At 63.1% G+C, this 14,925-nt stretch carries 11 protein-coding genes; 9 read left to right on the top strand and 2 right to left on the bottom strand.

Features of this window, described 5'->3' with window-relative positions; all coding sequences use genetic code 11:
- Positions 1 to 217: 217 nt before the first annotated feature.
- On the bottom strand, positions 218 to 2,227 hold the full coding sequence (locus DWB23_RS04100; protein ID WP_121741512.1) for a beta-galactosidase: 2,010 nt from the start codon (positions 2,225 to 2,227) through the stop codon (positions 218 to 220).
- Positions 2,228 to 2,510: 283 nt separating this feature from the next.
- On the opposite strand from DWB23_RS04100, the gene DWB23_RS04095 reads away from it, so the two are divergent.
- The 7 genes from DWB23_RS04095 to DWB23_RS04065 all read left to right on the top strand — a co-directional run bounded on the left by DWB23_RS04095 (position 2,511) and on the right by DWB23_RS04065 (position 9,287).
- Complete coding sequence (locus DWB23_RS04095; protein ID WP_238717338.1) at positions 2,511 to 2,672, top strand: hypothetical protein; 162 nt, start codon at positions 2,511 to 2,513, stop codon at positions 2,670 to 2,672.
- Between the two features lie 346 nt (positions 2,673 to 3,018).
- The gene (locus tag DWB23_RS04090) at positions 3,019 to 4,710 is read left to right on the top strand and encodes an ABC transporter substrate-binding protein (RefSeq protein WP_238717337.1); all 1,692 of its coding nucleotides are present in this window, start codon (positions 3,019 to 3,021) and stop codon (positions 4,708 to 4,710) included.
- Between the two features lie 62 nt (positions 4,711 to 4,772).
- Positions 4,773 to 5,792: an ABC transporter permease gene (locus tag DWB23_RS04085; protein WP_121741509.1), complete on the top strand. Its 1,020-nt coding sequence runs from the start codon at positions 4,773 to 4,775 to the stop codon at positions 5,790 to 5,792.
- The gene (locus tag DWB23_RS04080) at positions 5,785 to 6,786 is read left to right on the top strand and encodes an ABC transporter permease (RefSeq protein ID WP_121741508.1); all 1,002 of its coding nucleotides are present in this window, start codon (positions 5,785 to 5,787) and stop codon (positions 6,784 to 6,786) included. The genes DWB23_RS04085 and DWB23_RS04080 overlap by 8 nt, the downstream gene beginning before the upstream one ends.
- A 69-nt stretch (positions 6,787 to 6,855) precedes the next feature.
- Positions 6,856 to 7,920, top strand: coding sequence for an ABC transporter ATP-binding protein (locus DWB23_RS04075; protein ID WP_121741507.1), 1,065 nt, complete (start codon positions 6,856 to 6,858; stop codon positions 7,918 to 7,920).
- Positions 7,920 to 8,990, top strand: coding sequence for an ABC transporter ATP-binding protein (locus DWB23_RS04070; RefSeq protein ID WP_121741506.1), 1,071 nt, complete (start codon positions 7,920 to 7,922; stop codon positions 8,988 to 8,990). Before DWB23_RS04075 ends, DWB23_RS04070 begins: the two co-directional genes overlap by 1 nt.
- 69 nt (positions 8,991 to 9,059) lie before the next feature.
- Positions 9,060 to 9,287 carry a hypothetical protein gene (locus tag DWB23_RS04065; protein ID WP_238717336.1) on the top strand — a complete coding sequence of 76 codons (228 nt, stop codon included), beginning with the start codon at positions 9,060 to 9,062 and terminating at the stop codon, positions 9,285 to 9,287.
- A gap of 723 nt (positions 9,288 to 10,010) precedes the next feature.
- Here DWB23_RS04065 and DWB23_RS04055 read toward each other — a convergent pair.
- Positions 10,011 to 12,863, bottom strand: a complete 2,853-nt coding sequence (locus DWB23_RS04055) for a glycosyl hydrolase 115 family protein (protein WP_121741503.1) — start codon at positions 12,861 to 12,863, stop codon at positions 10,011 to 10,013.
- Positions 12,864 to 13,036: 173 nt separating this feature from the next.
- Between DWB23_RS04055 and DWB23_RS04045 the strand changes: the two genes are divergently transcribed.
- Both DWB23_RS04045 and DWB23_RS04040 read left to right on the top strand, forming a co-directional pair.
- Complete coding sequence (locus DWB23_RS04045) at positions 13,037 to 14,146, top strand: Gfo/Idh/MocA family protein (protein WP_121741501.1); 1,110 nt, start codon at positions 13,037 to 13,039, stop codon at positions 14,144 to 14,146.
- Complete coding sequence (locus DWB23_RS04040; protein ID WP_121741500.1) at positions 14,147 to 14,899, top strand: hydroxypyruvate isomerase family protein; 753 nt, start codon at positions 14,147 to 14,149, stop codon at positions 14,897 to 14,899.
- The last annotated feature ends 26 nt before the right edge of the window (positions 14,900 to 14,925 follow it).

Here is a 14,925-nt window from a genome sequence, read left to right as displayed (position 1 = left end):
CGGAACGACTAAATTAGTATGGGTATCAGACAGTCGACCGCCGATCCAGCGATCGGGCAGTGGTCGCGCGTTCAGTGCGATACCAACGGACGAAACCGTCCGCTTCGGTCGCGCTCATGTAGAAAAGCCGACTCGGGACGGTTATTCGGCGCTCGAGACTATTTCCACGAGGATGTCTTCGTACTCCGCGTCCACCGACCCGAATCGCTTCCTCACGCTACTCGAGGACCCGCGCGGAAAGGCCGTCGACCACGTCGGCGTCGGCGATCGCGAGATCGAACGGATCGACCTTCGAGCCGCCGAGTCGCCACGACGCGTCCGATTCGACCGTCACCGCGATCGGATCGCTCCTGAAGTTCATCACCCACGTGTAGCCGCCCCGTTGGGCGACGCGCACGCCCTCGGGGAGCGGATCCGCGCGGCGGACGCCGGCGCGATCGAGGAGCGAACGGACGAGGTCGTTTGCGAGGTCGGTCTCGGGCCAGACGCCGCAGTAGACGACGCGACCCTCGCCGACCGCGTTTCGAACGGCCGCCGTTCGTCCGGCTTCGATATCGTCGCCCGCGTACTCGAGCAGCGACTCGGCCGCATCGGCGGTGAGCCACTCGGCCCACGTCCGGAACGCGTAGTCGGTGTGCGCGTCGTCGGTGCGAACGACGGTCCGCTCGAACTGCGCCGGAAGCGTCTCGTGTTGGTCGACGGTCGCGCCGACGAGGGCGGAGAGTGGACCGGGATGGGGGTCGGACCGGAGCTTGTTGGACTCGTCCTTGACGCCCGTCCGCGGGCCGAGCAGCAGCTCGCCGCCGGATTCGACATACTTGGTCAACCGGTCCGCCACCGATTCGGTTAGGAGGTGAAGGGCGGGGGCGACGACCGCGTCGTAGGATTCGAGATCGCGTTCCGGGGGGACGATGTCGACCTGCACGCCGTGAGCTCGAAGCGCCGCGTAGAACGACTGTAACAGCTGCCAGTAGTCGAAATCGGGGGCGTGGGACTGTTCGCCGAGCGCCCACGCGTTCTCGTAGTCGTGAACCACGGCGACGGGCGCGTCGACGTCGTCGACGTCGAACAGTTCCCCAGCGGTCTGCGTCGCGTCGTGATAGCCACGGTCCGGCGTCCCGTCTTGCTTTCGAAGGCCGGCGTGGTACTGCTCCTGTCCCTCGAGGCACCGTCGCCAGCGGAAGTAGACGACCGCATCGGCACCGTGAGCGGTCGCGTGGTGCGCCCACAGGCGCATCGCTCCCGCTGCGGGCTGTGCGGAGTGAGGCGGCCAGTTGACGTCTCCCGGCTGTTGTTCCATCACCCAGAAGGGGCGGTCCAGTACGCTCCGATAGAGGTCGTGGTTGAACGCGAGCAGATCGGGATTGCCCGCACGGAGTTCGTCGCGCGTCGTCTCGCCGGCGGCCTGTTGGGCGTGACCGGTCGGATACGAGTCCCACGAGATCAGATCGAGGTCGTCACCGAAGTCGTAGGCGTCCAGCGACTCGAACAGGTTCATGAAATTGTGCGTGACGAACCACTCGTCGTTCGCTTCGCGCAGGAGATCCGCCTGCAGCCGATTGTACTCGACGACGCTATCGCTCGAGAAGCGGGCGAAGTCGAGCACCAGCGAGGGGTGATCCTGTGCGGGCGTCGGGCGGGGGACGTCGAGCTGTTCGAAATCGTCGTACTGCTGGCTCCAGAAGGTCGTTCCCCACGCGTCGTTGAGCGCGTCGACGGTCCCGTATCTTTCTCGAGCCCAGTCCCGGAACGCGGTGGTACAGTCGTCGCAGTAACAGCGGGTCGTTCCGTGACAGCCGTATTCGTTGTCGGTCTGCCAGCCGACGACCGTCGGCTCGTCGGCATAGCGCTCCGCCATCGCACTGACGACGCGTTCGGTCTCCTCGCGATACGCCGTCGAGTTGAAACAGTAGTGACGGCGACTCCCGACCGATCTGACCGTTCCGTCGCGGTCCGTCTGGAGGATTTCGGGGCGGTCCGCCACCAGCCATCGCGGCGGTGACGCCGTCGGCGTACAGAGGACGGCCTGCATTCCGTACTCGCCGATCAGGTCGACGATTTCGTCGAGCCACTCGAAGTCGAACTCGCCGCGTTCGGGCTCGAGCACGCGCCACGAAAACTCGGCCATTCGAACGTATTCGATGCCCGCGTCGGCCATCTGCCGGATATCCGTCTTCCACCGCTCGCGCGGCCAGTGTTCCGGGAAGTAACAGACTCCTATTGACATAGGTAGGACTTCATAGCGACCCTTGTAAACGTTGTCATGCGGTGTTCGGGAAAAAACACGTCGCGCTATCGATTTGGAGTGGTTCGGAATACCTTCGACTCGGCTGTCGCTGTTCGACGGGGCAGTCTCGTGACGACCCCGACTCGCGACGAACGCACGCGGCTCTCCCGCGGTTTCACACAGTAACACTTGTGATGGATGAGCGAGAACCACGAACGAGATGTCAGGAGAAACGTTCGTCGATGTCCTCTGTCGATCCCGACACCGATTTCGACTACTGTTTATGGTTTCTGTGCTCTCGTTACTCGTCCTGGGTGCTGCGCTGACCGCCATCGAGCGGGGAACGAGCACGTACGTGATCACGGTGGTGCAGATCGTCACGTTCGTCGTGGTCGGGTCGTTCTCGCTCGGAATGATGGTTCTCTGCTCGCGACGGAGCACGTGACCGATCGTCTTTCGTTCGTATCCGGTCCGAGATCGATACCCGTCCGAAGGAGTGGACTCGAAGAAATCGCTACACGTGACGCGGATCGATACGAGTGAGTCGTTTGACACCACCCGTTCGGAGTTTCACCGAACGTCGCTCGCATCATCTCCTGAGCGCGGAGACGATTCGGGACGCAGCTATCGCGGTATAACATGATCTTCAGGGGAGTATCACCCAAAATTACATAAGGGTGGATTGTGACACATAGCCCGTGGGTATCATGAACAGAGACCACTGTCATCTGAGTAGACGTACGTTTGTCGGTGCCAGCGGCGGTACGCTCGCGGCAGCACTGGCCGGCTGTATGGGGAGTAGCACGGATAGCTCGAGGTTCGTTACGGCGTTCGAAGGCGGTCGTCCGGCGACGCAGGTACATTTCAACCCCTGGAACCCGGCGAACTACGCGCAAACGTACAGCATCTACTGGCTGCAGCGGACGATCTCGGCACACGGTGACGGGTCGGTCTCATCGGATTTCTTCGAGGAACTCAGCGTCGACGGGAACGAGGTCACGGTCGAGTTCCCGACCGACTGGAGCTACTGGAACGGGGACGACATCACCGCCGAAGACTACTTCGTCGCGGCGGAGATCGATCGGTACCAGGATCCTGAGGGGTCGCCAATCGAAGGGCACGAACTGGTCGACGAGTACACCGTCCGTCGAATCTACAAGGACGAGATCTCGCCGACCGTTGCGAAATTGAACGCGGGCTACGGGATGGAAGCGCCCAAATCCGTCTTTGGCGAGTATCTCGAGCGCTACCAGGACGCCTCCGGCGAGAGCGCCCGCGAGGACGTCACTAACGACCTCCTCCAGATGACCATCTCGACGGAGGAGTTCGTCGACCAGGGTCTCGGGAGCACGCTCTTCAAGATCGAGGACTTCAACTCCTCCGAGACGCTCGCGGTGAAGCAGGACGATCACCCGTGGGCGGACCGGACGGACATCGAGGAGATCCGGGTTCTGCCGAACGTCGAATCCGGGACGCAAGTCGAGCAACTCGAGAAGAGCAATGACCTCGACATGACGCAGTACATCGCCGAAAGCCAGCGTTCGGAGTACCCCGATAACCTCCAGAACATCTACGAGCTGAGCCACTACAACTGCCAGAAGTACATGCTGAACTGGAACAACAAGCACCTCGCGAACCGCTCGGTTCGCCGGGCGATCATCTCCGCGATCGACATTCCCTCGATCGTCGACGCGGCGACGCAGACGGGGATGCTTGCGACGCCGACGCAGGTCCAGACGGGCATCCGAGAGACCATCGAGGAGATGTACCTCGGTGAGGGCTTTACCGATCAGCTCATTCAGTACCCCGTCGAAGCCGACGAAGAAACGGCGCGCGGACACATGGAAGACGCCGGCTATTCCCTGGAGGACGAGACGTGGGTCGGCCCCGACGGCGACAGCATCTCCTTCGACATCATCACGCAGTCCGCCGTCGCACAGTCTCAGCCGACGAAGGTGTTCAGCGACCAACTGAACGGGTTCGGTATGGACACGGAGATGGAGGCGATCGGCCAGGATTACTACTCGAAGCTCCAGGAGTGGGAGTTCGACATCGCCTGGATCTGGCACGTCGCGCTTCCGTTCTGGCACCCGTCGGCGTACTTCTCGAACAACTTCTACGGCATCCTCGCAGGCGACCAGGGCAGCAGCAACGATACCGGGCCGACCGGCGTGCCGTTCTCGACCGAAATTCCCGAGGAAGTCGGCGCACGAGAGGTCGGGAGCAACGGCGTCGAGATCAACCCGGCCCAGCTCATGACCGACCTGAACGGCGCATCGTCCGAGGAGGAGACGATCGAACTGACCCAGCAACTCGTCCAGTGGTTCAACTTCGAACTGCCGTCGATCGTCCACATGCAGGAAAATCGCGGCTTCGGCGGCGACGTCGAGAACTTCAGCTTCCCCGATCCGGACGAGACTCGTCTGGATCGGCCCAACCCTGGACCGTGGGCGCTGACGAGCGGGTTGATTTCGCGCAACTAACACCGTCTCAACCACAGACACTATACCAGTGAGAGTTCGAATACCGATCGAAAAGAAGGTACATGAGAAGTAATTATTTCGTGAAACGCGTCGGACAGGCAGTGCTGACGTTTTTTGCAACGGTGACACTCACGTTCGTCCTGTATCAGCTGATGCCGGGCGGACCGGCCGAGGCGCTCAAAAATGTCATCTTACAGCAACAGATGGGAACCGGGAACACGATCGATCCGGCGCGAGTCGAACGGTTGGTCGCACAGTATACGAACATCGAGAGCGACGCGCCGATATACGTCCAGTACTACCAGTACATGACCAGCGTCTTCCTCGAGTTCGACCTCGGCGAGTCGCTCTACGAGGACGCCACCGTGACCTCGCTGCTCGCCGAACGGATCCCGTGGTCGATGCTCATCAGCGTCTACGCGATGGTTATCGGATACACGGTGAGCATCGTGCTCGGCGCGGTGATGGCCTTCAAGGAGAAATCCCGATTCGACTCGGTGTCGTCGGTCGCCGTTATCGCGCTCAACTCCACGCCGTACTACGTCGCAGGGATTTTGCTCATCTTCTTTTTCAGCATTCGGAACAAGTTCTTCCCGACAGGCGGTCGGGTGGGACTCGGTGTTGAAGAGGGATTTAACCTGGCGTTCATGCAAAGTATCGCACACCACGCCGCACTACCGGTGCTCTCGATGAGCATCCTCGGACTCGGCACCGCGCTGACGATGCGGGGCAACTCCGTCCGCGTCCTCGGGGAAGACTACCTCCGGGTGGCGGAGCTACGCGGACTCCGAAACTCCCGCATTGCGACCCAGTACGTGGGTCGAAACGCCATCTTGCCGATGTACACCCAGTTCATGATCGGCATCGCCGGCGTGCTCAGCAGCTCCGTCATCGTCGAGGAAATCTTCTCGTACCCGGGCGTCGGACTGTTGGTGTACGATGCCATCCAGGTACGGAACTACCCCGTTCTCATGGGGTCGCTCATCGTCTTCACCCTTGTAACGGTCGTTTCGATCCTGATCGCGGATCTGACGTACGGCTTCATCGATCCCCGGATCTCCTCCGGAGGTAACGATGAGTAACGAACAGCCCGACGATCCGGAGGGGCTCGAAACGCTCTTCGATGCGGATATCGACCGGGAGCCGACGCCGCGGTCGCAACGGCTCAAACGCCAGTTCGACCTGTACGTCGCCGCCCCCTTCCGAGTGGCGATGACCGACTGGCGAGCCGTCGTCGGGACGGCGATCATCTCCGCTTTCTTCCTGATGGGGACCCTCGGCGTCTGGCTCGTCGACAGACCGACGAGCGGCGACGCTCCCGTTCTCGAGCCGCCGTTCCAGAACGTCGACTACATTCTCGGGACGGACACCTTCGGACAGCCGATCGGAGCCCAACTCATTCACGCGACGCCGGATATGTTCCGGATGGTGTTCGCCGGAGCGGTCGTGAGCGTCGGACTCGCGGCGCTGGTCGGCGTCGTTTCGGGGTTCCTCCGCGGCTCGAAGATCGACACGACGTTGATGGCGATAACGGACGTCATCATCACCATCCCCGGACTCCCGCTGGTCATCGTCCTCATCGCCATCTTCCAGCCCGGTGACCCGTACGTTATCGGCGTCTTGCTCGGACTCGACAACTGGCCGGGGTTGGCGAGAACCGTGCGGTCGCAGGTACTCAGCATCCGGGAGGAGTCGTACGTGGAGGCGTCACAGATCATGGGTATCTCCACGGGGACGATCCTTCGGCGGGACGTGCTCGCCCAGCTCATGCCCTACGTAACGGTGAACTCGGCGCTGGCGTCTCGACGCATCATCTTCGAGTCCGTTGGACTGTACTTCCTGGGTATCCTCCCGTTCACGACGTTCAACTGGGGCGTCATGATGAACATCGCCTACGAGGGGAACGCGTTGAGCCGGCCGGACATGTATCACTTCCTCGCGTTTCCGTTACTGACGATCTTCCTGATGTCGTTCGGACTCGTGTTGTTCTCCCAGGGGATGGACAGCGTGTTCAACGTTCGACTCAGGGCGCGTCACGCGTCGACGATCGACGACGACGGAGGGCCCGACTCGTGAGCCGACCGATGAATAGTAACGACGACAGGACTATGACACCGATTGCAGTTCGCTACGAGAGGACAACGAATGAGTAATTCAGACACGATCTTCGAGGTCAGAGACCTCAACGTCACGTTCCAGATGAACCGCGGACAGTCGCGTGTCGTGCGCGATGCCGATCTCGACGTCGTTCGCAACGAGACGCTCGGGATCATCGGCGAAAGCGGGAGCGGCAAGTCCATGCTCGCCTCGTCGTTTCTCAACGCCGTCGTTGAACCCGGCGTCTCGACCGGCGAGGTCACGTTCCACCCGGAAGACGGAGACCCCGTCGACGTCTTGGATCTCTCCGAGTCGGAGCTGAATCGATTCCGCTGGGAAGAAGTCGCGATGGTGTTCCAGGGGGCGATGAGTTCGTTCAATCCCGTCACGAAGATTCGAACGCACTTCCGGGAAACCCTTCAGGATCACAACCGCGACATCCCCGCCGGCATGGACCGAGCGCGCGAACTCTTAGAGAGCGTGTACCTCGATTCGGACCGAATCCTCGACTCGTACGCGCACGAACTCTCCGGCGGCATGAAACAGCGCGCGCTCATCGCACTGAGCCTGGTTCTCGAGCCGGACGTGCTCGTCCTCGACGAGCCGACGGCCGCGCTGGACTTGCTGATGCAGCGTTCGATCGTCACGCTCTTGCGCGAACTGCAAGCGGAGTACGATCTGACGCTCGTGTTCATCACGCACGACCTTCCGCTGTTGACAAAGCTCGCCGACCGCATCGCCGTGATGTACGCGTTCAACATCATCGAGATCGGAACAACGGACGATCTGCTGTACGACGCCTCGCACCCCTACACGCGCGCGCTCCTCGATACGACGCCGGATCTGAACGTTCCGGTCGACGAGATGAACATCATCGAAGGGAGCAAGCCGGATCCGGTCGATCAGATTCCGGGATGTTCGTACCATCCTCGGTGTCCGATAGCCGACGGCCGCTGTCGGTCCAAAGTGCCCCCGATGATGGCGGTCGCTGACTCCCACGAGTCGGCGTGTTTCTACTACGACGAGGCCGCGGACGCGGTGCCGATTAGCGCCGCGCCCGACAGCCGTCCGACGACCGACAAAAACGCCGCGACTGACGGAGGGAGCACCTGATGGGGTCAGCCGAACCGATGCTTTCGATGGACGGCGTCTCCGTCGAATTCACCGACGGTGGAGGAGTGCTCGACCTCTTCGGCGAGTCCGAGACGGTTCGAGCGGTCAACGACGTCTCGCTCGAGTTCGACGAACAGGAGACGCTCACGCTCATCGGCGAGAGCGGCTGTGGGAAGTCGACGCTCGGAAAGACGGCGATCGGTGCCCAGAAGCCGACCAGCGGCGCGGTCAGGTACCGCGGACAGGACATCTGGGAGGCGCGAAACAAGACCGGCGACGTTTCGATCCCCTTCGAGGAGATTCGCCACTCGCTCCAGATCATCCACCAGGATCCGGGGAGCGCGCTCAACCCGAATCAGCGGATCCTCACGTCGTTGATGCTTCCGTTGAAAAAGTGGTACCCCGACCTCGGCCGCGAGGAGCGAGAAGAGCGCATCCACACGCTGTTCGAACGGGTCGGCATGTCGCCGCCCGGCGATTACCTGAATCGGTACCCACACCAGTTGAGCGGCGGGGAAACCCAGCGCGCGGTCCTCGTTCGCGCGCTGTTGTTGAACCCCGACCTGATCCTGGCCGACGAAGCGATCAGCGCGCTCGACGTGTCCCTGCGCGTCGAGATGATGGATCTCATGCTCGAACTGCAGGACATATTCCAGACCTCGTACCTGTTCATCTCGCACGACCTCTCGAACGCGCGCTACATCGCCGAAAAGTCCGGCGGCCGAATCGCCGTGATGTACCTCGGCGAGATCGTGGAGATCGGAACCGTCGAGGAAATCGTCGAGAACCCACAACACCCCTACACGAAAGCGCTGCAGTGGGCGACGGCAAACCTCTACGATGACGAAGCGGACGAGGAGTTCCCCCTGCGGAAAATAGACGTTCCCGATCCGACGGACCTCCCCTCCGGATGCCACTTCCACCCGCGCTGTCCGGAAGCCCGCGAGGTGTGTCGACGCCACCATCCGGAACGCATCCACGCGACCGGCGACGAGGAGAGCTACGCTCGGTGCTTCCGAGCGGACGACACCCACGAGTACTGGAACAGCCCGGTGATTCCGGATGAGTAGCCAGTTATCTCCTCCTCGAGCGGACGGTTCGACAAAACATATATGTACGATATGGACGACGGTACGAATATGAACACGTCTAGCAAAGTGAACTCCGTACGGCGTCGATTCGCGAGTCTCCCGGGTGGTCGGGGTGTTCAAACATCGATCGGGATCGCGGTCGCGCTGATTCTCGTCGGGATGTTCGTCGCCGACGGGACGATGGCAGGCGTACTGGGTCTGTGGGGCCTCTCGCTCCTTGCCGTCACGGTCGTCGGATACGTCGCGTATCGTCTCTGGTATCACTACGGTTCGTAACTCCGGTCGTCGTTTGTCTCCCGTGCTTCAGTGAATGCGATACGTGCGACCGCCTGTCCGACGATCGACCGCGGCCGGTGCCGATAACGACGGCCGTCGATTCGCGCCCGATTTTCCGAATACCGTCCGAGAGTCCATCCTCGGATCTCGAGGGCGGTGTCGTCCGCTCCCGAAGTACAGCCACCGTCGTCTCGTGGCTACTACTGAGACTCGTTTCGTGCACAGCCGTTCTATATACAGGAACGATGTTCTCGTTAAACGCACTGTTGCTGTCGGAATGAATTGGCTCCGTTATCGAATTCGAGATCGATCGCCGAGACCGTGTACTGCTGCTCTGCTGCGTCCGCGTGTGTATACCACACGTGCGAGTTCGTGACGATGCCACACACATTACACGTGTACTGTTGTAATAGACGTCCGTGCCGGTCCGTCACTTCGTTCTCTACAATCGTACGGAGTTCACCATCAGAGAATCGATCCGTCCCAGTGGACGATGACCGAGTGAGCGAAGCGATTCGGTTCGTCCACTCCCACAGCGTCCGGCAACCGTCTCACCCACCACGCGGCCACGTTTCTGCCGAGGAGGTGGAAAGCACTCGGCGAGTTCGGCGATCCGTTCGGCGTCGACGAGGTCCGGCACCGATCACCGATCACCGCATTCGTGAGGGGATCGTACCGATTCGGAGCGGGTCACACGGCCCGATGGCATCAGACGGACGGTGGCTACTTCTCGAGGGGCGTTTCTCGCGGACCGAGGTACGTCCGACGGCCGCGGTCGGCGTAGACGACGATCCGGTCCACGACGAGACCCGGGTCCAACGCTCGGAGTTGCAGGGTATGCGTCCCCGACGCCTCGATTGTGTGCATCGTCGTCGTGATCGCGGCTCCGCGGAGGACGTTCCGCTGCCACTGGGGATCGTGCTCGCCGCCGTCGGGATCGATCGAGACGACCGCTCGCTCGCCGTCGTCGACCGAGACGGCGTAGCGCAGGTCCCAATGCTCGTTGAGCGCCTGCGTAGGGAGACAGTGTACCTCGATTTCGACCGATCCGACCGTAGACAGTTCGATGTCGTACTCCAGCACCGGGGCGGCGTCGCTGCCCGGAGCGTGGCTCGGAAACGTCGCGGGCTCCGCGGCGACGGTCGTCCCCGAAACGCGTCCCGGTACGTCACACCCCGTCCAGACGCCAGGATCGCCGTCGGTGGAACCGCTGTAGTGCTCCGCCTCGATGGCGACGGCTCCATCGACCTCGACAAAATCGCCACGAGGGCCGCTCTGTCGGGACGCCGCTTCGACGCGAACGGTCTTTTCGACGCCCGCCCCTTCGATCGTCACGTCGCCGGTCGCGCGCCGATCGGGAACGGTGCTCCAGTCGATCCCGACCCACAATCGTCGTTCGCCCGCGACGGTCCCCTCGGTCGCGTCGATGTCGATCCACTCCTCACTGGCCGTCGCGGACCACTCGAGGGGGTCGTCGCCGCGGGTGAACACGTCGATGAATCGTTCGGCGTCGACGCCCGGATCGAACGTCGGCAGCGACGGCGGCGGACTCTCGTCCCCGCGGGCCGGCGTCCGGTGGCCCTCCGCAACGACGCCGAGTGCGGCCCCGCCCCGCGGCGTGAGACTCCCCGTGGCGGGAACGTCGAACACCGGTAAATCTCGAGGGCGGTGCGACAGCATTCCATCCCACTTGCCGTCGCGCAGGTCCTCGTTGTAGTACCGCGTCTCGGCTTCGATCCGCCGATGGGCGCGTTCGGCCAGTTCGGCGTAGCGGTTCGCGGTCGTGCGGCCTTGCCCGGCGTACAGTCGGCTTCGAGCCGCGTGGAGGTGCGTTTTCGACATCGCCGCGGCACAGCGCACCTGGTACAACACCAGCTGATAGTAACTCGGTCGATGCGCCGTCGGAAGGGCTTCGTAGACCGACTCCGCCCGTTCCTCGAGGCGTTCGAAGGCGTCGATCCGTCGGCGCGCCTCGTCGCCCTCGTGGACGAAACTGAACGCCGGTTCGTCCGGAAGCGTGTCCGGATACACCGTCGACCACCCCATGTGTTCGGGCTTTCGAGCCAGCGACAGCCGGTAGTACTCGGCGAGAATCTCGGCGATATCGTCGGCGTGAGTCCCGCCGAACTCGCGGGTGGCCCACTCGCGCAGCCACTCGGCGCTCGAGACGGATCGGGTCGCCTCGACGTCCCAGGCGAGGTCGAGGGCGAACTCGAGTTCCGTTTCGGTCGGCTTGATGTCGCCGACGTTCACGACCCAGTAGTCGCGAGCGCCGGCGTCGTACGCTTTCACCAGTTCGGTCCGGACGAGACTCGGCGGGACGCTCGACAGCCAGAGGTAATCGTGGGGCCGACCCCAGTAGGACAGGTGGTAGTACATTCCCGACCCGCCCTCGCGCCGGCGCTCGGCGTCGGTCGGCAGTTCGCGAACGTAGCCGTGGTTGTCGTCGGGCCACAGCAGGCAGACGTTCTCGGGGACGTCGAGCCCGCCGCGATACACGTCGAGGACTTCCTTGTAGGGACAGAACACCTGCGGTATCTCCTCGACGGGCCGCTCGTGGGCGTCGTCAAGCAGCCGACGCTGATCGTCGATCACCCGCTGGAGCAACTCGATTGTCTCCGCTCGAGTCTTACCGCCGGGCATTCCGGAGTCGTGAATCCCGCGCATCCCCAGGGTGAAGACGTTCTCGGAGTCCGCCACGTCCTCGACGCGCTCGCGCCAGTACGCCAACATCTCCTCGCGATTCGTCGCGTAGTTCCACTCGCCCCGGGAGTCGTCCCACTCGTCGACGTTGTTCCTGTGCAGCGGCTCGCAGTGTGAGGTCCCGACGACGATCGCGTACTCCTCGGCGACGGCCGGGTTCTCGGAATACCGGTAGAAGGCCTTCGTATCGGGGTGCATCGCCGGCCAGACGGTGTTCGCCTTGAGGCGCAACAGCAACTCGAAGATCCGAGCGTACGTCGTCGGACCGATTCCGGGCCGGTCGTCCGCCACTTCCGGGGCGAACGTCTCCGACGCCCACGGCCGCAAGCCGAAGTCCTCGTCGTTGAGAAAGATCCCGCGATACGTTACCGAGGGCGGCCCGAACCTGTACGTTCCCGATTCGACGACGACCGCGTCGCGTTTCTCGGCCGGAACGTCCGCCCACCAGTACCACGGGGAGACGCCCATCCGCTCCGACAGTTCGTACGCGCCGTAGGCCGTCCCGCGGCGATCGCTCCCGGCGATCACCAGACACGAGTCGACGCCGGGTAGCGGCTCGTCGACCGTCTCGAGGACGAAACTCTCCCGCTCTGACGCCAGCGCCGCGACGTCGACGTCGCTCGCCCGCAGGCAGCGTTCGACGCCCTCGGAGCGGCCGACCGTGCCGACGATCACGACGGACCCGGAGAGCTCCTCGAGCGAACCGGTGATCGCGGGGTGGCGTCCCGTGACGCGTTCGATATCATCGCCGAGGTCAGCCGTTGCGATCTTCGCAACCTCGTGGTCGTCCTCGTCGACGTACAGATCAGCGACCGCACCCTCGTATACGATCGGGACGTCGCCGTCCGACGGAACGCCGGTTATCGTACCCATTCGTTCGGCTACTCGATTCGGGCGGACAAAAAGATCACGACCACCGTTCACGATTCGTTCGACGACCCCCGGAACGCGTCGCGTATCGGCGCGGTGCCGACGCCCGTCGCTCCGAGCGTCAGCTCGGATCGACAGTGACAATCGTTATATCATCGCCGACGGAAACGAATGGTATGTCATATCGAGTCGCTGTGATCGGTACCGGCACGGAACCCGACAACCCCGGGAGGGACGGCTACGCGATGGCCTACCACCACGCCACGGCCTACGAAAAACTCGAGGAGTGTACCCTCGTCGCGTGCGCGGATATCGTCCGCGAGAACGCCGAGGCGTTCGCCGACGAGTTCGGAATCGACGACGGGAACGTCTTCGAAGCGTACGACGAGATGCTCGAGACGGTCGAACCCGAGATCGTCTCGCTGTGCGTCCCGCCGGCGATCCACGACACGATCGCGATCGACTGTATCCAATCGGGCGTCGTCGAGGCGATCCACTGCGAGAAGCCGATGGCCGACAGTTACGGCGGGGCGCGCACGATGGCACAGGAGGCGAGCCGCCACGACGTCCAGTTGACGTTCAACCACCAGCGGCGGTTCAGCGACGCGGTCAGAACGGCAAAGGAACTGCTCGACGGCGGCGAGATCGGCGATCTCGAGCGGATCGAGTTCGCTGCACCGGTCGGCATCTTCGATTACGGCTCGCACTCCTTCGACCTCTGTAACTACTTCAACGACGAGGTCTCCGGCGACTGGGCGCTCGGTCAGATCGAGTACGGAGAGGAGAACATCCTCTTCGGCTCGCACAACGAGAACCAGGCCGTCGTCCTCTGGGAGTACGAAAACGGCGTCAACGGGCTCGGAACGAGCGACAGCGACGACGACGGCGGCCCGACGAGCGCCGTCGGGTGTCACCACCGGTTGATCGGCACCCGCGGCACGATCGAACTCGGCCCGTCCGGAGAGGGCGACGAGGAGTTGCCGACGTTGCGAATTCGTCGCGCCAGCGACGAGGAGTGGGAGTCGATCGAGACCGACGACGGCCTGCACGGCTGGGAGTTCATCGACCGCGCGGTCGCCGAAAACGTCCGCTGTCTCGAGGCGGGCGAGAAACCGGAACTCGGCGCGGAGAACGCGTTGAACGCGACCGAACTGATCTTCGCCACGTGGGAGTCCGCCCGCCGTCGCGGCCGCGTCGACCTCCCCCTGACCATCGACGGTAATCCGCTCGAGGAGATGGTCGAATCCGGAGCGCTCTCCCCCGTACCGATGACGGAGGACGAGTAAATGCCTCGAGTGTCCGTCTGCGTGGAGATGGTCTACGACGACGAGCCGTTTCACGAGCGGTTATCGCGGGCCGCCGAGGCGGGTGCCGACGCCGTCGAGTTCTGGGGCTGGCGCGAGAAGGACCTCGACCGACTCGAGGACGCCGCCGCGGAAGCCGACGTTCCGATCGTCGGTTGCGTCGCGGGCGGAACGCTCACCGATCCCGACGCGGCCGACGACGCCGTCGAAACCATCCGCGAATCGATTGCAATGGCGGCCGACCTCGAGATCCCGTCGCTCATCGTGACGACCGGGCCGGACCAGGACGGACTGGACCGGACGACCCAACACGACGCCATCGTCGACGTCCTCTCGCGGGTCGCTCCCGACGCCGAATCGGCGGGCGTGACGCTCGTGCTGGAACCGTTGAACACGGCGGTCGATCACCCCGAGTACTACCTCGAGACGTCCGGGGAGGGCTACGAGATCATCGACGAGGTCGACTCGTCGAGCGTCCGGTTGCTGTACGACGTCTATCATCAGCAGGTCACCGAGGGCAACGTTATCCAGAACATCACGGAGAACATCGACCGTATCGGACACATCCACGTAGCTGACGTTCCCGGACGACACGAACCCGGGACCGGCGAACTCCACTACGAGAACGTCTTCGAAGCGATCGAGGAGACGGACTACGACGGCTACGTCGGGTGCGAGTTCTCGCCGGTCGGCGATCCCGACGAGGCGATGGCCGCGGTCCTGAACTGGCGCTGACGGCCGCCGTATTCGACTCGAGCCCG

Origin of the sequence: Natronorubrum halophilum (assembly GCF_003670115.1) — an archaeon.
GTDB lineage: Archaea > Halobacteriota > Halobacteria > Halobacteriales > Natrialbaceae > Natronorubrum > Natronorubrum halophilum.
Note: the sequence above shows the minus strand (reverse complement) of the source record. Positions and strands in the feature narration are given on the sequence as shown.